The organism is Tamlana crocina (assembly GCA_040429635.1).
Classification (GTDB): domain Bacteria; phylum Bacteroidota; class Bacteroidia; order Flavobacteriales; family Flavobacteriaceae; genus Flavisericum; species Flavisericum crocinum.
The window spans coordinates 188,907-212,818 of sequence record CP158972.1; the positions used below are offsets into that span (position 1 = coordinate 188,907).

General features: G+C 39.7%; 27 protein-coding genes and 1 tRNA gene. 13 read left to right on the forward strand and 15 right to left on the reverse strand.

All coding sequences use genetic code 11. The annotated features are described in order from the left end of the window. Positions 1 to 4: 4 nt before the first annotated feature. The 3 genes from ABI125_00805 to ABI125_00815 all read left to right on the forward strand — a co-directional run bounded on the left by ABI125_00805 (position 5) and on the right by ABI125_00815 (position 4,191). Entirely contained in the window at positions 5 to 994 is a 990-nt protein-coding gene (locus ABI125_00805) for an aspartate-semialdehyde dehydrogenase (GenBank protein XCF06411.1), read from the forward strand. A gap of 77 nt (positions 995 to 1,071) precedes the next feature. Then, a complete protein-coding gene (locus ABI125_00810; protein XCF06412.1) occupies positions 1,072 to 3,207 on the forward strand; it encodes a prolyl oligopeptidase family serine peptidase in 2,136 nt (711 codons plus the stop codon). A gap of 72 nt (positions 3,208 to 3,279) precedes the next feature. After that, positions 3,280 to 4,191 (forward strand): ABC transporter ATP-binding protein, encoded by a 912-nt coding sequence (locus tag ABI125_00815; GenBank protein XCF06413.1) that lies wholly within the window; start codon positions 3,280 to 3,282, stop codon positions 4,189 to 4,191. A 3-nt stretch (positions 4,192 to 4,194) separates the two neighbouring features. On the opposite strand, the gene ABI125_00820 is transcribed toward ABI125_00815, so the two are convergent. The 9 genes from ABI125_00820 to pdxA form a co-directional block, all read right to left on the reverse strand. Then, complete coding sequence (locus tag ABI125_00820; GenBank protein XCF06414.1) at positions 4,195 to 4,659, reverse strand: 3-oxoacyl-ACP synthase; 465 nt, start codon at positions 4,657 to 4,659, stop codon at positions 4,195 to 4,197. Then, positions 4,656 to 5,345 carry a monofunctional biosynthetic peptidoglycan transglycosylase gene (gene mtgA, locus ABI125_00825; protein ID XCF06415.1) on the reverse strand — a complete coding sequence of 230 codons (690 nt, stop codon included), beginning with the start codon at positions 5,343 to 5,345 and terminating at the stop codon, positions 4,656 to 4,658. Before mtgA ends, ABI125_00820 begins: the two co-directional genes overlap by 4 nt. Position 5,346: 1 nt before the next feature. After that, positions 5,347 to 6,456, reverse strand: coding sequence for an FAD-dependent oxidoreductase (locus ABI125_00830; protein XCF06416.1), 1,110 nt, complete (start codon positions 6,454 to 6,456; stop codon positions 5,347 to 5,349). A 98-nt stretch (positions 6,457 to 6,554) separates the two neighbouring features. Continuing rightward, positions 6,555 to 7,907: an acetyl-CoA carboxylase biotin carboxylase subunit gene (gene accC / locus ABI125_00835; protein ID XCF06417.1), complete on the reverse strand. Its 1,353-nt coding sequence runs from the start codon at positions 7,905 to 7,907 to the stop codon at positions 6,555 to 6,557. Positions 7,908 to 7,994: 87 nt separating this feature from the next. Then, a complete protein-coding gene (gene accB / locus ABI125_00840) occupies positions 7,995 to 8,483 on the reverse strand; it encodes an acetyl-CoA carboxylase biotin carboxyl carrier protein (protein ID XCF06418.1) in 489 nt (162 codons plus the stop codon). A 37-nt stretch (positions 8,484 to 8,520) separates the two neighbouring features. Next, entirely contained in the window at positions 8,521 to 9,513 is a 993-nt protein-coding gene (locus ABI125_00845; GenBank protein ID XCF06419.1) for a beta-ketoacyl-ACP synthase III, read from the reverse strand. Positions 9,514 to 9,696: 183 nt separating this feature from the next. Then, positions 9,697 to 9,900, reverse strand: coding sequence for a 50S ribosomal protein L32 (gene rpmF, locus ABI125_00850; GenBank protein ID XCF06420.1), 204 nt, complete (start codon positions 9,898 to 9,900; stop codon positions 9,697 to 9,699). An 8-nt stretch (positions 9,901 to 9,908) separates the two neighbouring features. Continuing rightward, positions 9,909 to 10,448: a DUF177 domain-containing protein gene (locus tag ABI125_00855; protein XCF06421.1), complete on the reverse strand. Its 540-nt coding sequence runs from the start codon at positions 10,446 to 10,448 to the stop codon at positions 9,909 to 9,911. A 126-nt stretch (positions 10,449 to 10,574) separates the two neighbouring features. Beyond that, positions 10,575 to 11,627 carry a 4-hydroxythreonine-4-phosphate dehydrogenase PdxA gene (gene pdxA / locus ABI125_00860; GenBank protein ID XCF06422.1) on the reverse strand — a complete coding sequence of 351 codons (1,053 nt, stop codon included), beginning with the start codon at positions 11,625 to 11,627 and terminating at the stop codon, positions 10,575 to 10,577. 78 nt (positions 11,628 to 11,705) lie between these two features. Here pdxA and ABI125_00865 point away from each other — a divergent pair, with 78 nt between their 5' ends. Further along, positions 11,706 to 12,302, forward strand: coding sequence for a riboflavin synthase (locus ABI125_00865; protein XCF06423.1), 597 nt, complete (start codon positions 11,706 to 11,708; stop codon positions 12,300 to 12,302). On the opposite strand, the gene ABI125_00870 is transcribed toward ABI125_00865, so the two are convergent. Next, positions 12,299 to 12,502: a hypothetical protein gene (locus ABI125_00870; protein ID XCF06424.1), complete on the reverse strand. Its 204-nt coding sequence runs from the start codon at positions 12,500 to 12,502 to the stop codon at positions 12,299 to 12,301. The two genes, ABI125_00865 and ABI125_00870, sit on opposite strands and share 4 nt — an antisense overlap. A gap of 282 nt (positions 12,503 to 12,784) precedes the next feature. On the opposite strand from ABI125_00870, the gene dcm reads away from it, so the two are divergent. From dcm to ABI125_00885, 3 genes are all read left to right on the forward strand, one after another. Beyond that, entirely contained in the window at positions 12,785 to 14,014 is a 1,230-nt protein-coding gene (gene dcm / locus ABI125_00875) for a DNA (cytosine-5-)-methyltransferase (protein XCF06425.1), read from the forward strand. After that, the gene (locus ABI125_00880) at positions 14,014 to 14,637 is read left to right on the forward strand and encodes a hypothetical protein (protein XCF06426.1); all 624 of its coding nucleotides are present in this window, start codon (positions 14,014 to 14,016) and stop codon (positions 14,635 to 14,637) included. Before dcm ends, ABI125_00880 begins: the two co-directional genes overlap by 1 nt. A 96-nt stretch (positions 14,638 to 14,733) precedes the next feature. Next, positions 14,734 to 15,618, forward strand: a complete 885-nt coding sequence (locus tag ABI125_00885; protein XCF06427.1) for a carbohydrate kinase — start codon at positions 14,734 to 14,736, stop codon at positions 15,616 to 15,618. Between the two features lie 32 nt (positions 15,619 to 15,650). On the opposite strand, the gene ABI125_00890 is transcribed toward ABI125_00885, so the two are convergent. Continuing rightward, a tRNA-Ile gene (locus ABI125_00890) sits at positions 15,651 to 15,724 on the reverse strand. A gap of 150 nt (positions 15,725 to 15,874) precedes the next feature. Continuing rightward, positions 15,875 to 16,276 carry a methylmalonyl-CoA epimerase gene (mce, locus tag ABI125_00895; protein XCF06428.1) on the reverse strand — a complete coding sequence of 134 codons (402 nt, stop codon included), beginning with the start codon at positions 16,274 to 16,276 and terminating at the stop codon, positions 15,875 to 15,877. A 203-nt stretch (positions 16,277 to 16,479) separates the two neighbouring features. On the opposite strand from mce, the gene rbfA reads away from it, so the two are divergent. After that, on the forward strand, positions 16,480 to 16,875 hold the full coding sequence (gene rbfA, locus ABI125_00900) for a 30S ribosome-binding factor RbfA (GenBank protein ID XCF06429.1): 396 nt from the start codon (positions 16,480 to 16,482) through the stop codon (positions 16,873 to 16,875). A 1-nt stretch (position 16,876) separates the two neighbouring features. Then, positions 16,877 to 18,082: an FtsX-like permease family protein gene (locus ABI125_00905; protein XCF06430.1), complete on the forward strand. Its 1,206-nt coding sequence runs from the start codon at positions 16,877 to 16,879 to the stop codon at positions 18,080 to 18,082. Positions 18,083 to 18,115: 33 nt separating this feature from the next. On the opposite strand, the gene ABI125_00910 is transcribed toward ABI125_00905, so the two are convergent. Then, entirely contained in the window at positions 18,116 to 18,400 is a 285-nt protein-coding gene (locus ABI125_00910; GenBank protein XCF06431.1) for a SelT/SelW/SelH family protein, read from the reverse strand. Positions 18,401 to 18,448: 48 nt separating this feature from the next. Beyond that, positions 18,449 to 19,444, reverse strand: a complete 996-nt coding sequence (dusB, locus tag ABI125_00915) for a tRNA dihydrouridine synthase DusB (protein ID XCF06432.1) — start codon at positions 19,442 to 19,444, stop codon at positions 18,449 to 18,451. A 94-nt stretch (positions 19,445 to 19,538) separates the two neighbouring features. On the opposite strand from dusB, the gene ABI125_00920 reads away from it, so the two are divergent. After that, positions 19,539 to 20,090, forward strand: coding sequence for a hypothetical protein (locus ABI125_00920; GenBank protein ID XCF06433.1), 552 nt, complete (start codon positions 19,539 to 19,541; stop codon positions 20,088 to 20,090). A gap of 267 nt (positions 20,091 to 20,357) precedes the next feature. Beyond that, complete coding sequence (locus ABI125_00925; protein XCF06434.1) at positions 20,358 to 20,513, forward strand: hypothetical protein; 156 nt, start codon at positions 20,358 to 20,360, stop codon at positions 20,511 to 20,513. A 58-nt stretch (positions 20,514 to 20,571) separates the two neighbouring features. Here ABI125_00925 and ABI125_00930 read toward each other — a convergent pair whose 3' ends face one another. Next, the gene (locus tag ABI125_00930; protein XCF06435.1) at positions 20,572 to 20,862 is read right to left on the reverse strand and encodes a hypothetical protein; all 291 of its coding nucleotides are present in this window, start codon (positions 20,860 to 20,862) and stop codon (positions 20,572 to 20,574) included. A 198-nt stretch (positions 20,863 to 21,060) separates the two neighbouring features. On the opposite strand from ABI125_00930, the gene lepA reads away from it, so the two are divergent. Then, positions 21,061 to 22,857, forward strand: a complete 1,797-nt coding sequence (gene lepA / locus ABI125_00935; protein XCF06436.1) for a translation elongation factor 4 — start codon at positions 21,061 to 21,063, stop codon at positions 22,855 to 22,857. Between the two features lie 156 nt (positions 22,858 to 23,013). Further along, positions 23,014 to 23,820, forward strand: a complete 807-nt coding sequence (locus ABI125_00940; GenBank protein XCF06437.1) for a hypothetical protein — start codon at positions 23,014 to 23,016, stop codon at positions 23,818 to 23,820. Positions 23,821 to 23,912: the final 92 nt, after the last annotated feature.

The window sequence follows — 23,912 nt, forward strand, 5'->3', positions numbered from 1 at the left end:
AAAAATGAAAGTAGCTGTTGTTGGTGCCACTGGTATGGTTGGCGAAGTGATGCTAAAAGTTCTTGCAGAACGTAATTTTCCTGTAACCGAATTAATTCCCGTAGCGTCTGAGCGCTCTGTTGGAAAAACAATAACCTACAAAAACAACGATTATAAAGTAGTTGGATTGGAAACGGCTGTTTCCATGCGCCCAGATATCGCTTTGTTTTCTGCGGGTGGCGGTACCTCGGTAGAGTGGGCTCCAAAATTTGCAGAGGTTGGTACTACTGTGGTTGACAATTCATCGGCTTGGAGAATGGATCCTTCAAAAAAGTTAGTGGTTCCAGAAATCAACGCTAGTGAATTGACCAAAGACGATAAAATTATTGCCAACCCAAACTGTTCTACCATCCAGTTGGTTATGGCACTAAATCCGTTACATAAAAAATATAAAATGAAGCGTGTGGTAGTTTCTACCTACCAATCGGTTTCTGGTACTGGTGTAAAGGCCGTTCGCCAATTGGAAAACGAAATCGCCGGTGTTGAAGGCGAAATGGCTTATCCTTATCCTATCGGGCGAAATGCATTGCCGCACTGCGATGTATTTGAAGAAAACGGGTACACCAAAGAAGAAATGAAATTGGCGCGCGAGCCGCAAAAAATTATGAACGACCGTTCGTTTTCAGTTTCGGCCACAGCTGTGCGTATCCCAACTTCTGGTGGACATTCAGAGTCAGTAAACGTTGAGTTTGAAAATGATTTTGATTTGGCCGATGTTCGTAAATTATTAAGTGAAACACCTGGCGTTGTAGTACAAGATGATACTGCCAACAACTCGTACCCAATGCCTATTTACGCTCATGATAAAGATGAAGTTTTTGTTGGAAGAATTCGTCGCGACGAATCGCAACCAAACACATTAAACATGTGGATTGTGGCCGATAATCTTCGTAAAGGTGCTGCAACAAACACCATTCAAATTGCTGAATACTTAATCGAAAATAAGTTAGTGTAAATCAATCTTTTAAAAGATTGTTAAAAGCCTCCTTTAGTAAAGGGGGCTTTTTTAATTTAGCGGAAACACTTATTTTAATGAAAACTTTACTTCTATCCGCATTATGTGTCGTTCTACTCGCTTCTTGCAAAAACCAATCAACAACAAAAAATAACACAAAAGTGAACTACCCAGAAACCAAAACCGTAGACACCACAGACCATTATTTTGGTGTTCCTGTTAAAGACCCTTACCGCTGGCTGGAAGATGATATGAGCGCAGAAACCGCCCAATGGGTTAAAGCGCAAAACACCACTACTTTTGGTTACCTAAATCAAATACCTTTTAAAGACGATATTAAAAACCGACTGTCGTCCTTATGGAATTATGAGAAAATAGGAGCGCCTTTCAAAGAAGGCAATTACACCTATTTTTATAAAAACAACGGACTACAAAACCAAAACGTACTTTACAGAAAAGACGAAAATAACACTGAAGAAGTTTTTCTCGACCCCAATACCTTCTCTGATGATGGTACCATCTCTTTAGACGATGTAAGCTTCTCTAAAGATGGTGAACTCATGGCCTACTCTATTTCTGAGGGCGGAAGCGATTGGAGAAAAATTATCGTACTAAATACCGAAACCAAAGCCATTATTGAAGACACATTAGTTGATATCAAGTTCAGCCAAATTTCATGGTATAAAAACGAAGGATTTTACTATTCCAGTTACGACAAACCCAAAGGCAGCCAACTCTCAGCCAAAACCGACCAACACAAAGTCTATTTCCACAAAATAGGCTCGCCACAACACCAAGACCAATTAATTTATGGTGGCACCCTAGAACAAAAGCATCGCTACATTTACGCCAATGTTACCGACGACGATAAATATTTGCTAATCACTCCTCGTGTGTCCACCACCGGAAACAAATTGTTTATAAAAGACTTGTCGAGCGAAAACAATCCCCTAATCCCCGTTTTGAACAACACCAATAGCAGCACCACTGTTATAGGAAGCCAAAACGATTCACTTTATCTCATAACCAATTTAAATGCCCCAAATAAAAAGGTCGTAAAATTAAGTCTTGAGAATCCATCGCCAGAACGTTGGGTGGACGTGATTCCCGAAACCGAAAACGTCTTATCCATATCAACCTCTGGCAAGTACCTGATAGCTGAATATATGGTTGATGCCATATCACAGGTTAAACAGTATGATTACACCGGAAAACTCATTAGATCCATACCTCTCCCAGGCATTGGCAACGCCGGTGGTTTTGGTTCTAAAAAAGACGAGACAACCGATTATTTTTCATTTACAAACTACAATACCCCGTCCAGTATCTACAAATTAAATCTTGAAACTGGCGAAACAGAGCTATATTGGAAGCCTTCTATTGCATTTAACCCAGAAGATTACGAGAGCAACCAAGTGTTTTACACCTCAAAAGATGGCACTAAAGTCCCCATGATTATTACCCACAAAAAAGGAATGGAGCTAAACGGAAACAACCCTACCATCCTTTACGGGTACGGTGGTTTTAACGTTAGTTTAAACCCAGCATTTAGTGTGGGCATGGCCGTTTGGATGGAACAAGGCGGTATTTTTGCGGTGCCCAATTTGCGAGGCGGTGGCGAATACGGAAAAAAATGGCACGATGCCGGAACCAAAATGCAAAAACAAAATGTGTTTGATGATTTTATCGCTGCTGCGGAATACCTTATCGAAAACCAATACACCTCCTCTGGGCATTTAGCGATACGTGGTGGCTCCAATGGCGGATTATTGGTCGGCGCAGTAATGACCCAACGCCCAGATTTAGCTAAAGTGGCACTGCCGGCTGTTGGCGTTTTAGACATGTTGCGCTACCACACCTTTACAGCGGGGGCTGGGTGGGCCTACGATTACGGCACGGCCGAAGACAGCAAAGACATGTTTGAATATTTAAGAAGTTATTCACCACTGCACAATGTTAAAAAAGGTATTGAATATCCAGCAACTTTAATTACAACTGCCGATCATGACGACCGTGTTGTGCCAGCTCACAGCTTTAAATTTGCTGCCGAACTGCAAAGCAAACAATCTGGAAACCACCCCGTTTTAATACGCATTGAAACCGATGCGGGGCATGGCGCCGGAACTCCCGTAAGCAAAGTGATTGAACAATACGCCAACATCTTCGCATTTGCACTTTTTAATATGGGATACGAAACATTGCCCCTTTTATAAATTCTTTTCGATATACTTTTAAAATAACCGCTTAATCTAATTGAGCGGTTTTTTTATGCTATTTTTGCAACCATGCTCAACGTAAAAAACCTCACATTTTCCTATAAAAACAAGCCCGTTTTAAAAAACATTTCGTTTAAAGCGGAAGCGGGCGAAAACTTGGCTATTATTGGAGAAAGCGGCGCCGGAAAAAGTACTCTGCTCAAGGTATTATACGGCGAATACGATTTGGACGAAGGCCGAATTTTTTGGAAAAACGAAGAAATATTGGGGCCAAAATTCAACTTGGTAGTGGGTTACGATTTTATGAAATATGTAGCACAGGAATTTGACTTGATGCCTTTTATTTCGGTGGAAGAAAATATCGGGAAATTCCTTTCCAATTTTTATCCGGAGGAAAAAGAACAGCGCACCTCCGAACTCATAGAAGTGGTTGAACTTACCGATGTAGCAAAAACCAAAGTCAAACTGCTTAGTGGCGGACAAAAACAACGGGTAGCACTAGCCCGAGCCTTGGCCAAACAACCTGAAATTTTATTGCTCGACGAGCCCTTTAGCCACATCGACAATTTTAAAAAACAAAGTTTAAGGCGCAGTGTTTTTAAATACTTAAAGGAAAAAAATATCACCTGTATTGTGGCTACGCATGACAAAGAAGACGTGCTCGGTTTTGCCGATAATATGATGGTTTTGAATAACCATAATATTGAAGCCTACAACAGTCCCCAACGCCTATACCTCAATCCACAAACCCCACTTGTAGCTTCTTTTTTCGGAGAATTCAATACAATTGACGGACAAATAGTCTATTCGCACCAACTTAAAGAAATGGAAAAATCCAATCTAAAAGCTGCCGTAATCCGAAGTTATTTTAAAGGGGGTTATTATTTGGTTGAAGCCGAATTAAATGGTGACATTGTTCTTTTTGAGCATGCTGACCAACTCAAAAAAGGCCAATCCATTTTTCTTAAAGTTGAAACATAAGTTTTATAAAACTCTCTTGATTTTAAAACGATTGCCTCTAAAAACCACCTCATCGCCAACCGATTTCTGCATGAGCAACTGCCCTATGGGCGTATGGGCAGAAATAGCATAGAATGTTTCGTTTTCAAAAATTAACTCGCCGGCACTAATAGCGATAAAATAATTGGTCTGCGAAGTATAAACCACACTGCCCAAACCAATTGTTTCTTTGGTGTTTTCAATATTTATTTTTGAAAGGAGGCGTTGTGTTTTTTCAATTTCAGCAAGTTGATTCCCGGTCTTTTCGCGCTCCAATTGCAACATGGCACGCCCCGTTTCATGTTTGTCGCCCGCCGTGCTTTTGGTTTCGGATTGTAAGGCTTCCTGAAGCTCCTTAATGTTTTTCCTAACCGATTTTAGTTTATGGTCAACAAAACTTTCGCATTGCCTATAAAGTTCTTGTTTTATTGTTTTTAGGCTACTCATCATTCAACAGGGAAATTTAATGCTCCAAAATAGTTCATTTGCTGCAATATCCAACGCTTTCTTTTCTCAATATAAGCGGAAGCTGGGTTTGCTTTATACCGCAACGGACTGGGCAAAACGGCGGCGATAGCTACCGCTTGATTCTTGGTTAAACTGGTGGCCGACTTGCCAAACCAATACTTTGAAGCTGCTTCTGCACCGTAAACGCCAGGCCCCATTTCAATACTGTTTAAATATACTTCTAAAATGCGCTCTTTGGTCCAAATTAACTCTATTAAAAATGTAAAATAAGCTTCTAATGTTTTGCGCGTCCAACTACGTTGCGGCCATAAAAACACATTTTTGGCTGTTTGCTGGCTTATGGTACTCCCACCTTTTAGTCGCTTCCCTTTTAAATTATCCTGATACGCTTTTTCAATCGCTTTAACATCAAATCCATGGTGCTTTAAAAAATTTTGGTCTTCGCTACAAATCACCGCCAATTGTAAATGCTTGGAAATATTGTCTAAAGATTCCCAATCGTGTTTCCAAACCACGTCTTTGTTTTCTTGGTTTTGTTCCACTGCCCTAATCACCATTAACGGCGTTACCACAACAGGCAACCATTTGTAAGCCACCACCCAAAGCACCGAAATAACGATGAACCAAACGATGGTTTTTAATATAAATCGGAATAGTTTTTTTATCATTTTAAGAGGCGAGTTCTGCAAGTTCTTTTCCAATTAAACCACCAATGGCCACACCCATACCACCAAGCTTTACACCGCAAAATATGTGGTTAGATATGGATTTTACAATCGGTGTTTTATTATTTCCCATGCCCATAATGCCACTCCAACGGTGGTCTATTTCAAAGTTGATTTCGGGCAAAATAGTTGTTTTTAACAGGCTTTCCAATTGATTTTGGATTAATTCGGTTTGCCCGAATGTGGTGGTTTCTTCTCCTTTAAAATCCAGATTTCGCCCACCGCCCAACAATATTCTGTCATCAATATTTCTGAAATAATAATAGCCAAGATCCAAATGAAATGTGCCTTTTATGTTTAGGTTTTTGATGGGTTTTGTAATCAATACTTGGGCTCGAGCTGGTTTTACACCGGGAATGTTGAATTGGGAAGCGAATCCGTTGGTACAAATCAACAGTTTTGAAGCTGATAACTCGCAAATATTGGTTTTTATTTTTACTGATTTGTTGTCTTCAGAAAATGCTTCCACCGTAACGGTATTTAATATTTTTATGCCTTTTGAAAGTACCTTTTGCAATAGCGATTCCATCATTTTCCCCGTATCAATTTGCCCTTCAAGCGGATTGTAAATGGCTGTTTCGTTGACCTGTTTAAAATGAAATTTATGTTCTTTCGGAATAAAAACAGGAGCTTTGAAAACCGGAAAAAGCAGGTCGTTTATTTCTGGAATTTTTGAGGTGCATTCTTGAAAAAGATTATCATCTGAAAACAATTCATAGCCGCCGTAATTTTTATAACCAATGGCTTCATCTCCCAAGGTTTGTCTCATCAATTTTAAGCCCTTTACGCGCTTGTTGAATAGGGAAACAACATCATTAATCGGCTGGGTTTTTAAATCGTCAAGCAATTCGCTTAAACTACCAAAACAGGCAAAGCCCGCATTTTTGGTACTGGCACCCTGCGGCATCACGCCTTTTTCGAGAATGAGAATCCTTGCTTTTGGGTACTTTCCGTTTAAATGCAAGGCACAATTAAGCCCTACAACGCCGCTACCTACGATACAAAAATCGATGTGGGTTAGCCAAGATTTTATTTCCCAATATGATAAATCCATATCACTAATGTAATAGTTTATTTAAAAATAAACATACCTGTCTATGGGAGATAAGGCCATAAAAAAACTCCGAAATTACTTTCGGAGTTTTTTATTATTTATTCTTCAACGGGTTTTTCCATTACGAAATCTTCCATAAACTTCGTGGTGTAATTCCCTGCAATATAATCAGGGTGATCCATAAGTTGTCTGTGGAAAGGAATGGTTGTTTTAATCCCTTCAATCACAAACTCATCTAGAGCACGCTTCATTTTACTAATGGCTTCCTCGCGGGTTTGCGCGGTAGTAATCAGCTTGGCGATCATAGAATCGTAGTTTGGCGGAATAGCATACCCAGCATAAACGTGGGTATCCAATCGAACCCCATGCCCACCTGGAGCATGCAAAGTAGTAATTACACCTGGCGATGGTCTAAATCCGTTATAAGGATCTTCGGCATTGATTCGGCATTCTATAGAATGTAATTTTGGCAAATAGTTCTTTCCGGAAATTGGAACACCTGCAGCTACCAAAATTTGCTCACGGATTAAATCGAAATCGATAACCTGCTCGGTAATCGGGTGCTCTACCTGAATACGGGTATTCATTTCCATGAAGTAGAAATTACGGTGCTTATCGACCAAGAACTCAATCGTTCCTGCTCCTTCATACCCAATATATTCTGCCGCTTTTACAGCCGCTTCACCCATTTTTTTACGAAGTGCATCCGTCATAAATGGTGAAGGCACTTCTTCGGTTAATTTTTGGTGACGACGTTGAACGGAACAATCGCGTTCTGATAAATGGCATGCTTTTCCTTTAGAATCGCCCACCACTTGAATTTCAATATGTCTGGGTTCTTCGATAAGTTTTTCCATGTACATATCGTCGTTACCAAAAGCGGCTTTACTTTCCTGTCTGGCCGAATCCCAAGCCGCTCTCAAATCTTCTGGCTTAAATACACCTCGCATACCTTTTCCCCCACCTCCGGCAGACGCTTTTAGCATTACGGGATAGCCTACTTCTTTGGCCAGTTTTTCACATTCCTCAAAACTCTCAATAACGCCTTCACTTCCTGGAACACAAGGTACGCCTGCAGCCTTCATCGTGGCTTTGGCATTGGCTTTATCACCCATTCTATCAATCATCTCTGGGCTGGCGCCGATAAATTTAATACCGTGCTCCTCACAGATTTTCGAGAATTTGGCGTTCTCAGATAAGAAACCATATCCGGGGTGAATGGCATCAGCGTTTGTAATTTCGGCAGCCGAAATGATATTCGACATCTTTAAATACGACTCGCTACTTGGTGCTGGACCGATGCAAACGGCCTCGTCAGCAAACTTTACGTGCAAACTCTCGGCATCTGCTTTGGAATACACCGCTACCGTTTTAATGCCCATTTCTTTGCAGGTTCTAATAACACGCAGTGCTATTTCCCCTCTATTGGCAATCAATACTTTTTTAAACATAACTTTTGAATTAAAAATTTCAAATTCCAATCACTAAATTCCAAATATTGGGATTTTGAGATTAGCTTATTGGAATTTTTAAAGGGGTTATGATGGATCTACTAAAAACAAAGGTTGATCAAATTCTACCGGAGAAGAATCGTCAACCAATATCTTAACTACTTTCCCTGAAACTTCAGATTCAATTTCGTTGAATAGTTTCATCGCTTCAATAATACAAAGTACATCGCCTTCTGCAATGGTTTGTCCCACTTCAACAAACAAAGGCTTGTCTGGTGCTGGTTTTCTATAGAACGTACCGATTATTGGTGATTTTATAGTGATATATTTTGAATCGTCTGCTGCTTTAGGTGCTGCTGGCTCAGCCTTGGCGGGAGCTGCTGCTTCGGCCGCAGGTGCAGCTACTACCTGTTGTGGTATTTGGGCTGGCACCGGAGCGTATTGCACCGATGGATTTTTATCTGAATCCGATCCTGTTCTGATGGTGATTTTCACATCGTCCATCTCTAATTTAACCTCGCTTGCACCAGATTTGGCTACAAATTTGATCAGGTTTTGAATTTCTTTTATATCCATAGTTTACTAATTTTTAAGTTAGTGGTTAGTGTCTTTATTAATTATAGGCCCATTTTAGGTAAATGGCACCCCAGTTAAATCCGCCCCCAAAAGCGGCAAATATAATATTATCTCCTTTTTTAAGCTGCGATTCGTAATCATTTAAAAGTAGTGGTAAAGTTGCCGAAGTCGTATTACCATACTTATGGATGTTTATCATCACTTTTTCCTCTTCTAAATCGATACGTTGTGCCGTAGCATCAATAATACGTTTATTGGCTTGATGCGCTGCCAGCCAATCAACGTTTTCTTTGGTTAAGTTATTACGTTCTAAAATCTTTACTGTAGCATCGGCCATGTTGAACACGGCATTTTTAAATACGGTACGCCCTTCTTGAAATGCATATTGTCCGCCTTTAGCCATGGCTTCTTCAGTTATTGGGAATGATGACCCCCCGTAAGTAGCCTGTAAAAACTCTCTACCTGTGCCGTCGCTTCGTAAATATTCGTCTTGAAGCCCTAAATTTTCTTCATTAGGTTCGAATAAAACTGCACCTGCACCATCACCAAAGATGATACAAGTAGCACGATCTTTATAATTGATGATTGACGACATTTTATCGGCACCAATCAACAATACATTTTTATAACGTCCCGACTCAATATAGCTTGCCGCTACCGACATGCCATAAAGAAAACTGGAGCATGCCGCATCCATATCGAACGAAAAGGCATTGGTAGCACCAATTTCTGTAGCAGTAAACGAAGCCGTTGAAGCCGCTTTCATATCTGGGGTAGCCGTAGCTACAATAACCAACTCAATATCTTTTGGGTCGATACCCTTTTTGTTAATAAGGTCTTGCGCCGCTTTAATGGCCAGGTAAGAAGTGCCTTTGCCATCATCTTTTAAAATTCTACGTTCCTTGATTCCTGTTCTGGTAGTAATCCATTCGTCATTAGTTTCAACCATACCTTCCAGCATTTGGTTGGTTAAAACGTATTCTGGCACATACGCACCTACAGCTGTAATTGCTGCTGAGATTTTACTCATACCTTTTAAGTTATTTCGATTAAGAAATCGTTATAATCTGTGAAAAAACGTTCAAAATTTTATGAATACTGCTAAATTTCAACGTAATTTTATGCAAATTACGTGTTTTTGTGATTTAGAAAAAGTATTTCATAAAAAAAACGCTCAACAATGAGCGTTTTATTATATGCTTGCATAACTCTTTTATGCCAAGTTCTCTACTTCTTCCGAGTTGTCAATTAAAACTTGACCTCTGTAGTATAATTTTCCTTCGTGCCAGTGTGCTCTATGATATAAGTGAGCCTCACCAGTTGTTGGGCATGTTGCAATCTGTGGCGCAGTTGCTTTGTAATGTGTTCTTCTTTTATCTCTTCTTGTTTTCGAGATTTTTCTTTTAGGATGTGCCATTTTATATGTTATTTATCCGTTAATAAATCTTTTAATGTATTCCACCGAGGATCGATATCCTCATCTTTGTCTTTCTTTTCGTTAAGCTTGGGGCTTAATTCCTCCAATCTTTTTAGTATGTCTGAATCTAACGTGCCATCTTCAATGCCTGGATGCGTTCTTTTTAACGGAACGGCCAGAACAATCATTTCATAGATGTACTGCTGAATATTGATTTCGAAAGTACCGTGCGGAACAATCAAAATATCTGTATATTCATCGTTGTACTCATCGCCAAATTTCACCACGAGGGTAAACTCGTTTTCTATGTTTTGGTTATAGGGTTCGTTGGTAAGGTCGCAATTTACGTTTACCCAACCCGAAATTTTAAAATGTAATTCCAGCAATGTGGTCTTTTTTTCCAAGACCAAATCAACCGTAACGTTTACATCGTTAAAATCGTCATACTCAAAATGTTCAAAGAACGCCTGTTCAATTTTATAATCAAAATGATGCTTTCCTAGTTTCAGTCCAACAAATGGAATGGTAAACTCTTTTAATGGCTTCATTATCAACATCTATTTTGAGCCTGCAAATATATAAATTTTTATTTACGCAACATGACTTATAAACATTTTTTTGTTTATATCTTAAATGTAGCGATTTTTCAGGGTTATCCGCCGAAAATGAACTCATTAACGACGCTCTTTTTTTGTGGACTTCCTTAATGGGTTGGCCGTAAGCGCTTCGTAACTGGTTCGATTTCTAAAAATTTGTATGGCACTGAAAACCGCTTCCTTAAACGAGTTTTCGTCGGCATTGCCTTTTCCGGCAATTTCGAAAGCTGTGCCGTGATCGGGCGATGTTCTTATTTTACTCAATCCGGCCGTAAAGTTAACGCCCTGCCCAAACGAAAGGGTTTTAAAAGGCACTAAACCTTGATCGTGGTAAGAGGCTATAATAGCATCGAAGTTTTTATAATTGTTCGACCCAAAAAAGCTATCGGCAGCATAGGGGCCAAAAACCAGTTTACCGCTTTCTTTTATTTTTTGGAGCGTTGGCCTTAATACCTCGTCGTCTTCACTACCAATTACGCCGTTGTCGCCCGTATGCGGGTTAATGCCCAATACGGCAATTTTGGGTTTTTGGATTTTAAAATCCTTTTTAAGCGAACTGTAAACCGTCTCAATTTTCTGCTCAATCAATTTCGGGGTAATGTGGCTAGCAATATCTTTTACTGGAACATGATCAGTAAACAAGCCTACTCGCAAATCTTCCGTAACCATAAACATAAGGCTATCGCCTCCCAATTCCTGCGCCAAATAATCGGTATGGCCAGGGAACTTGAACTTTTCCGACTGAATATTGTGCTTATTGATTGGTGCCGTTACCAATACATCTATTTCATCACTCTTCAGTGCTTTTGTTGCGGCTTCCAAAGATTTTATGGCATATTCGCCAATTTTCAGGTCTTCTTTCCCAAATTCAATATTAACGGGCTCTTTCCAACAATTAAACACATTAACCTTGCCGTGGGCAATTTGGTTGAGGTTGTTAATGCTATTAAAGTTAATTTCAGAATTAAAATGCGATTTAAAAAACGACATCACCTTAATAGAAGCGAAAATAACGGGCGTGCAAAAATCAAGCATCCGCAGGTCTTCAAAGGTTTTCAACACAATTTCACCCCCAATACCGTTTAAATCCCCTATCGATATTCCAACTGTTATATTTTCTGCCTGCTTCATTTGAATAATGACAACTTTTGTTCGTAATTTTGAAATTCTTTTGAATGGGCAAATTTAATTAAATAAAAAGACAATAATATGTTTACCGGAATTATTGAAGATATAGGTAGTGTTTCAAATTTAAAAACCGAGTTGGACAACCTTCATATTTCCATAAAAAGCCAGATCACTTCAGAATTGAAGATAGACCAAAGTGTGGCACACAACGGGGTTTGCCTCACTGTGGTGGCCATTGATGGCGACGAATATACCGTAACGGCCATAAAAGAGACTTTGGAAAAAACGAACTTAAACACCCTACAAATTAACGACCGAGTAAATTTAGAGCGCGCCATGAAATTGGGCGACAGATTGGATGGCCACATTGTTCAAGGCCATGTGGATCAAACTGCGGTTTGCACCAGTGTTAAAGAAGAAAACGGCAGCTGGGTGTTTACTTTTAAATATGATGCTTCGTTAAACAACATCACTATCGAAAAAGGCTCCATTACCGTTAACGGCACCAGCCTTACTGTGGTAAACTCAAAAAAGGACCGTTTTAGTGTGGCTATAATTCCATACACTTACCAGCACACAAATTTCAACACCTTTAAGGAAGGCACGGTAGTAAATTTAGAATTTGATGTTTTGGGAAAATATGTGGCGCGGCTTACAGCACTCAACAAAGTGGACTAATTGGTGTTTTTATTGAACACTAATTTTTTGATGCCATAAAAAAACGCGAAAGCCATACCGAATAAAACACCGCCATCAATAGGTAAACCTGGTGGTGGCGGACCTGGTGGCGGAGGCGTAGGCAAACCTTGAGGCACACAAACAACACTTATTAATACAAATAAGATTGAGGCAAATATTCTTTTATTTTGTATTGTCATCTGGGTCACAAATGTATGAAAAAAAGCCTGTTGGCAAAATTTTTTTAATTTTCATCAGCAAAAAACATCTTTGAAATGCATATAAATTTCGATGAAATACATCTTTCGTTTTGCAAACAACAAAATCTTTGCTTTAGCTTTTTAACAAATATATGCATAAAATATTGTAAACCTAATGCAAAAATACCGTTGATAAGAATTTAATAAAAGTTTAATTTACTGATGGACTGAAGCAGTCCCATTAACTAATTTTGTTAACCGATACGTTTTTCTATCCAAAGCATGAAGCACAACAAATTAAAAGTAGCCGAACTATTTGCCGGTGTAGGCGGATTTAGACTGGGGCTTGAAGCCAACAATTACAAAGTGGTTTGGAGCAACCAATGGGAGCCCAGCACAAAAACCCAACACGCGTCGATGGTTTACGAAGCCCGATTTGGAAATAAAAACCACAGCAATACAGATATTGCCACAGTACCCACAACTGAAATTCCCGACCACGATGTGTTGGTTGGCGGTTTCCCGTGCCAAGATTATTCGGTGGCCACTACATTACAAAATTCTAAAGGACTGAAAGGCAAAAAAGGGGTGCTTTGGTGGTCCATCCACCGGATTTTGGAAGAAAAGAAAAACAAGTCCAAATACCTGTTTTTGGAGAATGTGGACCGGCTTTTAAAATCGCCGTCCACCCAACGCGGACGAGATTTTGCCGTCATGCTTCAAAGCCTCAACCAATTGGGCTATGCTGTAGAATGGCGGGTAATCAACGCCGCCGATTACGGCATGCCCCAACGCCGCCGACGTATATTTTTTATTGGCTACCATAAAACATCGGCAGTCTTTAAACGCATCGAAAATTCAGAAAAAGCAAACTGGCTAACAAAAGAAGGCACTATTGCCCAAGCCTTTCCTGTTGAAAAAATTAGTGCTTTAGAAAATTTTGATTTGACTGGCAATTTGGTTGAAATCACCAACAACTTCAACAAAAACGGAAAAATTTCACCATTTTTAAACACAGGATTGCTCATTAACGGAAAAGTTTACACTGCAAAAACCCAGGCCAACTATCAAGGCAACAAAACGGTTTTGGGCAATGTTTTACAAAATGGCGAAGTGACACCTGAGTTTTTTATTGACGAGGCCGACCAACCGAAATGGGAATACCTAAAAGGCTCAAAAAAAGAAAAACGGAAAACCAAAGCAGGTTTTGAATACAATTATAGCGAAGGCGCCATGATTTACCCCGATGCGCTCGATAATGCTTCGCGAACCATTATTACTGGCGAAGGCGGCAAATCGCCCTCACGTTTTAAACATGTGGTGAAAACCAAAAAAGGCTTGCGGCGATTAACCCCCGTAGAACTGGAACGCCTCAACATGTTTCCAGACAACCACACCAAATTGGAAGGCATCAGCGATACCAAACGTGCCTTTTTTATGGGCAATGCCCTTGTGGTAGGTGTCGTTGAAAAAATTGGCGCAGCCCTTTACAACCAAATACACCAAAAATAGTGTCCACTTTTAAACAGGATTTAAAGCAAGAACAAATACTAAATACATATTTAGACCACATTTACCATTCTAAAAAACTCAATTTTTTACGAATTACAGATTTAGAACAGCAACACCGTGGCGTCGATGTTATTTTTCATCATAATTCCGACGAGTATCTAATTGACGAAAAGGCTCAACTTCACTACATAAACAAAGATCTACCCACCTTTACCTTCGAACTTTCCTATATAAACAAACACAACCAAATTAAAGAAGGCTGGCTATTCGATAACTCTAAAAAAACTCAATTCTACTTTTTGGTTACGGCCATTTTTCTGAAGGAAGGAAAATCAAAATTATCTGCCCAAAATGATATCGCGTCATTAAAAATCACTTCGGTTAATAGAGAAAAGCTCATCAGTCATTTACACAAAAAAGGCTTATCGCGAAACCAACTTGATGCATACGATTTCGATATCAGAAACACCCTTTCCTTCGGAAAAAACATTATTCCTGAATTGAATGAAAAGCGCGCCGGACTCATCTATTACACCAAACACCTGAAGGAACGCCCCATCAACTTGCAACTTCGGCTTCGGTATTTAATTGACAATAACATCGCGAAGGTTTTTTACCATTAAGTTTACATCACCAAAAACGCTTTTATTCAAACACATTTTCAAACTTTCATTTGTGAATTACCGATTTTTTTAGAACTTTAATGAAAAAGTAGAGTGATGCGTAAAATGGTATGTTTTGGAGAAATTTTGTGGGATGTATTCCCCAATCAAAAAAAAATAGGTGGCGCACCGCTGAATGTAGCCAGCAGATTAGCTTCCTTTGGAAATGATGTATCGATGGTCAGTGCCATTGGTGCCGATGTTTGGGGCGAAAAACTACTGCAATATTTAAACAAAAACAATATAAATACCGACCACGTTCAGGTACTGTATAAATACAAAACCGGGAAGGTAAAAGTGAAGTTGAACCATAAAGGCGCGGCTTCGTACAATATAAAACACCCCAGGGCCTGGGATAAAATTCTTTTAACCGACGAAGCCCAAAAAGCGGTAAAAGAAGCCGATGCATTCGTTTTTGGCAGTTTGGCCGCCCGCGACGACACCTCGCGAAACACCCTGTTCAACCTCATTGAAGCGGCACGGTACAAGATATTCGACCTCAACTTAAGGCCGCCACATTACAGCCAAGATGTACTGGTGTATTTAATGGACAAGGCTGATTTTATAAAATTTAACGACGACGAGCTTTATGAAGTCAGCCAAATGATGGGCTCTAAATTCAAATCACTCGAACAGAACCTCCATTTTATAGCCGAAAAAACCGAAACCCAACACATTTGTGTCACCAAAGGCGAACACGGCGCGGTGCTACTCTACAACGGCAAACTGTATTACAATAGCGGCTACCTCATTAAAGTAGTGGATACCGTTGGGGCGGGCGATTCGTTTTTAGCCTCGTTAATCAGTCAGCTCTTAAGCAACACCGAACCACAAAAGGCCATTGATTTTGCCTGTGCGGTTGGGGCTTTGGTGGCGCAAAGCGAAGGGGCGAATCCTAAAGTTTCGGAAGAGGCAATTGCGGAGTTTATGTTTCCGGAATAAAAAAACCGCCTCAACATTTGAAGCGGCTTTTGTGGTCCCACCTGGGCTCGAACCAGGGACTTTCTGATTATGAGTCAGATACTCTAACCAACTGAGTTATAGGACCTATTAGTTTTCACTAATATCACTCTTTTAAAAAGAGAGTGCAATATTACTACATATTTTATAACTCTACAAGAAATTTTACGCGATAATCAATATTTAAAACCTATTGCCTTGATTTGAAGTTTCCCATGCAATTTAAAGTTTTATGGTACTACTTTATATCTTGGCACAATTCAATTAACACGCCATTTATTGTTTTTGGGTGCAAGAACACCACCAGTTTATTATCAGCTCCCCGTTTTGGGGTATCGTTTAGCACCACAAAACCTTCTTGTTTTAGCCGGGTTACTTCAGCTTCAATATCATCAACACTAAAGGCTATATGGTGAATGCCTTCACCTTTTTTCTCAATAAATTTAGCAATAGGGCTATCTTTTGTTGTGGCTTCCAAAAGCTCAATTTTATTGTCGCCCACTTTAAAAAACGAGGTTTTTACACCCTCACTTTCAACGGCTTCAATTTTATAGTGCGCTTCACCAAACAGTTTTGAAAACAAACTATTGGACTCTTTTAAACTTTTTACCGCAATACCAATATGTTCAATTTTGTTCATTTAACCTAGTCTTTTGTCATTCCCTTTAAATCGAAAGATTTATGAATTCATTATCATAAAATATTGGGCAATGAATAAAAAGGGAATCTTTTCGGTTTACCTTAATCAGCATCAAAATACGAAAATAGCACGCTAAAAGTAACATAATCTTTAAATATCCGTTATTTTTGTACCTTAAACGAAAGGTTCTAAAATTTTTCACTGTGGAAGAAAGTCAAAGACAAAAAAAAATAGGTTCGGTTTTACAACAAGATTTGGTGGAAGTGTTGCAAGGTGCGGCCACACAAGGCGGCATGCGCGGAATTATTATATCGGTTTCGAAAGTAAAAGTAACGGCCGACCTTTCCATTGCCAAAGTGTATTTGAGTATTTTCCCCAACAATAAAGGCAAAGAACTTTTGGAGGGCATCCGTTCCAACACGCCATTAATTCGCCACGAACTGGCACAGCGCACCAAAAACCAACTGCGCCGCATGCCCCATTTGGAATTCTTTATTGATGATTCTTTGGAATACATTGAAAACATTGAAAAATCGTTGAAAAGAGAGGATGACCCCATCAAAAACCCCGATGCTTTAGACAAAAGAAAAAAATCGTAATTTGAATTTTCCGCTCTATATAGCCAAACGTTACCTGCGCAGCAAAAGCAGCAACAACGCTATTAATTTTATAACCTACATTGCACTTATCGGTGTTATTTTGGGAGCAGCTTCATTGTTTATCGTGCTTTCCGGTTTTGCAGGATTGAAGGATTTTACGCTTCAATTTTCTACCATTGTAGACCCCGACTTAAAAGCGGAACCTGCTGCTGGAAAATCGTTTGTTTTAACCGAAGAAGAACTTAGTCAACTCAACCAATTGGAAGATGTTGCCGAATTTTCCAAAATTATTGAAGAGCGCATTTTTATCACTTCCGATAATAAAAACACTTTAGCCGTTTTAAAAGGGGTAGACGAGCATTACCAAAATGTGGTACAAATAGATTCGGTGATCGATTACGGCAATTGGCTGGAGCAAAAAACCAATCAGCTTGTAGTAGGCTGGGGCATTTCCAACAGCTTATCGTTAGGGGTTTTGGATTTCACAAAGCCTATAAACGTTTATGTTCCCAAACCCGGAAAAGGTGCCATTACCTCTACAAAAAACGCTTTTAACAGCATTAGAGCCATTAATGTTGGTGTTTTTTTTATTAATGAAACGCTGAACGACAGCTATATTTATGCACCAGTTGATTTGGCAAAAAACCTACTGAATTATAACGATAACCAATTCACGGCTATTGAATTCAAACTGAAAAATGGTGTTGATGAAGCTGTTGCCAAAGCCAATATCCAATCCATTTTGGGCGACAAAGTGATTTTAAAAAACCGAGCCCAGTTGAACGATGCCATTTATAAAATGCTGAATACCGAAAACCTCGCGGTCTATCTTATTTTTACCTTGGTGTTGATTATTGCGTTTTTTAACGTGGTGGGCTCGTTGATTATGATGATGTTAGACAAAAAACAAAGTCTGAACACCATTTTTAATATGGGCACTACGGTAAAAGACATTAGGAAAATATTTTTTTACCAAGGCAGCCTTATGAGTATTGTTGGCGGTGCCATCGGACTGATTTTGGCGTTAATCGTGACCATGCTCCAAAAAACATTTGGCTGGGTGATGATAACCCCTACGCTACCTTACCCTGTAACCATAAAGGTTGAAAACTTCATTATTGTTTTTGTAACCATTTCGGTGTTGGGCGTGTTGGCCTCAAAAATTGCATCGGCCCGTATTTCGAAGACATTGGTGCAGCGTGTTTAGTTTTCCGTTATTAGTCACGACGCATAAAAAACCTTAACCCTGTTTTTTCCTATCAATATGCCCTAAATCCTTATCGGGGTTTATCACATCCCTAACCTTTATTTTTAAGGTGGTTATTTCCGGGAAGTCCTTCATCTCCTTTCGCGACCAAATTTTCACATCGTTGGCGTAAATCTCAAAAATACCACCCGTACCCGGCACAAGTGTTAGCTCATCTATATCTTCACTAAATGTTGTTAGCAGTTCTTGAGCCATCCAAGTTGACCGCAATAACCACTTGCATTGCGTACAGTATATAATTTTAACTTGATTTTTCATCGTTATTGTATTCTGACGATATTGAAATTGGCAAAGTCAACGAGTAGTTTATTCCGCAAACTGATAGTCGGCAAACTTCTCCTCAACTTCATCGAAGGCAGCAAAAACATCTTCGGCATGGTCGCTGGTTACCATTTTCATTCGGTATTCCTTAAAATGAGGAATCCCTTTAAAGTAGTTGGTGTAATGGCGACGGGTTTCAAAAACGCCCAAAGTTTCGCCCTTCCAATCGATGGACATTTGCAAATGGCGACGGGCCGCCTCCACACGCTCTTTCAACGAAATAGGCTCTAAATGCTCACCCGTTTCAAAAAAGTGTTTTACTTGCTTAAAAAACCACGGATTGCCAATACTGGCACGACCTATCATACAACCGTCCAAGCCGTATTCATCGCGCATTTCCACAGCGCGTTCGGGCGTATCTACATCACCGTTTCCAAACACCGGAATGTGCATTCGCGGATTGTTCTTCACTTGGGCAATAGGCTTCCAGTCGGCATTTCCTTTATACATTTGGGCTCTGGTACGACCATGTATGGCAATGGCTTTACAGCCCACATCCTGCAACCGCTCAGCCACTTCAACAATACGAATGGAATCGTGGTCCCAGCCCAAACGGGTTTTTACGGTAATGGGGATATTGGTACGTTTTACCATCTCGGCCGTAAGTTGCTCCATCAAGCAAACATCCTTTAAAATACCAGCTCCAGCACCTTTGCTCACCACCTTTTTTACAGGGCAACCAAAATTAATATCGATAATATCGGGCTTCGATTCAGAAACAATATCTATGGTTTGCAACATGCTATCCAAATTCGCACCGAAAATCTGGATGCCCACCGGGCGCTCCTTTTCATAAATATCCAACTTCATAACACTTTTGGCAGCGTTACGAATCAACCCTTCACTCGACACAAATTCGGTGTAAACCACATCGGCGCCCTGCTCTTTACAAAGGGCACGAAACGGTGGGTCGCTAACATCTTCCATGGGTGCTAGCAGCAATGGAAAATTGGGAAGTTCTATGTTGCCTATCTTTACCAAACCTTTCAATTTTGGCGCAAAAATACAGTAATTTATTGATTCTTTAAAAAGCTTTTCATTTGAAAACCTTATATTTAAGCCCAAAACTTAACCTATGAAAACCAAAATTTTACTTTTCTGCTCTGCTTTTTTATTCCTTTTTAACTGCGACGAGGTTGTAGACAAACTAGACGACCTGACCAAGTTTGAGATGGATTACCAAACCACTTATTCGATTCCACCTGTGCCAGGCGCGTTAATAGGCCAAGCTCTGAACTTGCCTCAACAGGAGATTGAAACCAACAGCGAAAGCACGTTTAGCAACAACAAGACCAACAAAAATTCGGTGGAAAGCATTAAACTGAAAAGTATAACGCTTAACATTTCTTCGCCCGAAGATGCCAACTTTAATTTTTTGAAGGAAATTCATATTTATATCAAGTCGGATAACATTGAAGAAACCGAAATAGCCAACCTCATCGATATTGAAAACCTCAATACAAGCACACTTGAACTTGATGTTTTAAACAAAGAATTGGAAGCCTACCTTAAAGAAGACCAGTTTACACTTCGTGTTAACGCTACTGCCGACGAAGCCACGTCGCAACAAATTGATGTTTTGATTGACACGGTATTTGATGTGGATGCGAAAATTTTAGGCATTTAACTATTTTTCAACCACATAATAAGCTTCCTTAACCACAGGAATACCGCTTGCCGTGATGCCCTATAAAGTTATTTTTGCTTTAGCGGCCACCTTGGTGTTTTTATAGTTTACTCGCACCGTTCCGGTGGTGTCGGGGTGCACATACGGATTCCAACAAATCGTGTTTCTTACGGCAGCTTTGCTTTATGCTTGGAAATCGTCTTTATCAGAATTCGATTCGTAAAACACACGTTCGCTATAAAAACCTTCTATATTGTCCTTTATACTATGGTACACTTTTTTTTCGGCGGTATTGGTGGCGCCTTCCTTGGTATAAATAGCAATGACTCCGTTGGCGCCTTCCGAACCGAAAATAGCGGCACTTGGCCTTTTAATGGCATCTATTTTGGGGTTTCAGAAATCGTATTTCTCCTGTTTTTTTAAGCCTTTTCCATTTAAATCTTCTTGTTCATTGGTTTGCTGCTTAAAAATATCAATAATTTCAATGTCTTTTTTCAAAAATAAAATCACCATGGCCAAGCTCTTTCTGGATGTAAGTTTTATGCCTTGTCAAAATTTTTAATTCAAAAGAAACCAACTCCACATAAAGCACCTTGCTATGACTAAAAAGCCAATGTTTAAAGGTATTTACCGCATAAGCCTTGCACCATAAATCTTTACCCAAAATATAATAATCCCTATCGGTGCGCACGTATATTTTTTCTATGTCGGGAATGTTTTTTTCCTGTTCGGCATTTAAAAAAGAGGTGATTGAAATAATGAAAAAAAGCAAAAAAGGAGGCCCTTTTTAATTTTAGCAATGCATTGGTCCATTTATTTTCTGAAATTGAAAAATTAAATATACATAAAAGTAAGTTTATTTTGTCAAGAAAAAATTTTATTCCCATATTGTCCGCAGATGAAATAATTTGCAGATATTCCACATTAAAACAGCTATATTTGCAAATTGAATCTTGGTACAGATTGCTTTATGAAGAACATCAGGAATTTTTGCATTATTGCACATATTGATCACGGGAAGAGTACGCTTGCAGACCGTTTGTTGGATCATACCGGTTCGGTAACCGCTAGGGAAAAACAGGACCAGTTGCTCGACAATATGGATTTGGAGCGCGAACGTGGCATCACTATAAAATCGCACGCCATTCAAATGGACTATATTTTTGAGGGCGAGCCTTATGTGTTGAATCTTATTGACACGCCGGGACACGTAGATTTTAGCTACGAAGTATCCCGTTCCATCGCTGCTTGCGAGGGCGCATTACTTATTGTTGATGCTGCACAGAGCATACAGGCACAAACCATTTCCAATTTATATTTGGCTTTGGAAAACGATTTGGAAATCATTCCCGTGTTAAACAAAGTGGATTTACCAAGTGCCAACCCCGATGAAGTAACCGACGATATTGTGGACCTATTGGGCTGCGACCCCGAAGAGGTGATCCATGCCAGTGGAAAAACAGGATTTGGTGTTGACAATATTCTAAAAGCTATTATTGAACGTATTCCTGCGCCAAAAGGAAATCCCGAAGCGCCATTGCGTGCCTTGATTTTCGATTCGGTTTACAACACGTTTAGAGGTATTGAAACCTATTTTAGAGTGTTTGATGGCGAAATAAAAAAAGGGCAACACATTAAATTTGCCGCCACCAACAAAGATTATTATGCAGACGAAGTAGGCACCCTAAAACTCACGCAAGTTGCCAAACAGAATATAAAAACAGGTGACGTGGGCTACCTAATTACCGGTATTAAAACCGCCAAGGAAGTAAAAGTAGGTGATACCATTACCGATTTTTCTAACCCGACAAAAAACGTGGTTTCTGGTTTCGAGGATGTAAAACCCATGGTATTTGCTGGTATTTACCCTGTAGACACCGAAGATTTTGAAGAGCTTCGTGCCTCCATGGAAAAATTGCAATTGAATGACGCCTCGTTGGTATTCCAACCCGAAAGTTCTGCGGCTTTAGGGTTTGGGTTCCGTTGCGGATTTTTGGGCATGCTCCACATGGAAATTATACAAGAACGTTTAGAGCGCGAGTTCGATATGACGGTGATTACCACCGTTCCCAACGTGTCGTACCACGCCTTTACCAATAAAGAACCAGATGAGGTTATTATTGTAAATAACCCATCAGACCTTCCAGACCCTTCTACGCTAAACCGTGTGGAAGAGCCTTATATTAAAGCGACCATTATTACCAAGGCCGATTTTATTGGTAACGTAATGTCACTTTGTATTGAAAAGCGCGGCATTATTACCAACCAAACCTATTTGACGCCCGAGCGTGTGGAACTGACTTTTGAAATGCCTTTGGCCGAAATTGTTTTCGATTTTTACGACAGATTGAAAACCGTTTCAAAAGGATATGCTTCGTTTGATTATCATCCTATCGGATTGAAATCTTCAAAATTGGTACGATTGGATATTCTTTTGAATGCCCAACCTGTTGATGCACTTTCGGCATTGATTCATGCCGATAACGCACAAACCGTTGGCCGAAAGATGTGTGAAAAACTGAAAGAGCTTATTCCTAGGCAACAGTTCGATATTCCAATTCAAGCCGCTGTTGGCGCCAAAATTATTTCGCGCGAAACGATAAAAGCCCTTCGTAAAGACGTAACCGCAAAATGTTACGGTGGTGATATTTCTCGTAAACGGAAGCTACTTGAAAAACAGAAAAAAGGTAAAAAACGTATGCGCCAAGTGGGGAATGTAGAAATTCCGCAGCAAGCCTTTATGGCCGTTTTAAAACTAAACGATTAAGCAAAAACACCCTTTTTTAAAACATAAAAAACTGAAAGCCAAACAAAAAATTTTGTTTGGCTTTTATTTTTATTGTACTTTAATACACCATTAGGCTTCAAATTTTCATGATATCGATGCTACTTTTTAAAAAAGTAACTAATCCATCTTTATATTATGAAAACAAAATTACTTCCACTCGTTTGCTCCACTTTTCTACTCGTTTTAACCTCAAACATCTATGCCCAATTATTAGACCCAGACTACGCCAGCCACTACGTGCAAACCACTTTAGAGACCGATTATGCCCAACAGCTATCCCTAAGTCATAACAACGATTTAGGCGAAATCCCCGAAGCGCTCGACCCATTTAACTTCATTGAGGCCAACAACCCGAAAACCATTGAAGAAATGAGCTCTTTAGAAACGCACGACCCTGCAACCGCTATGGCATTTGTGCAAAATATGCTGGCCTTTGGCGCGGGTTTTGGTTTCAATTCAGACCAAACGCTATGGTGCCTTCATGCTTCATATTTTATGCAATTGGCCATGTTTAGTAAATCGGCATTGTACGGATCTTTAGGCTTTGTTTATAGCGGAATCAGCACCGATTTTTACACGGCCAGTTTTATTGATTTTCAGCTAAAACTCTTAATGTTTACCGCCTTAGCCCAAAACAATTTAGTTCATTTTATGTATGGCGCCATGCTTGGCTATGGTCTCGGCGCGGATAAGTTTAAATCTGGTGGTGGCACAACCGATATTACCAGATTAACGGCAGCCCTTGTTTTGGGACTTAACATATATCTAACTACCAGATGGATGCTCATGATCCAAACCAACGCATTGGCCTACCAAAGCCAAACCAATAAACCTGAATCCGGTGGTGAGTTTAAAGACGATTTCACCTGGGGGGCATTCAATAAAAATAATGCCATAATTATTTCATTAATCTATAAATTTAATCGGGTAAGGCTAGAGTAAGGACCCCTTTTATTTATTCATTTTTAGATGTTAAATTGTAAAACAAGTTTCAAAAGGCCCTGTACATTTTTGTCCAGGGTTTTCTTTTTATT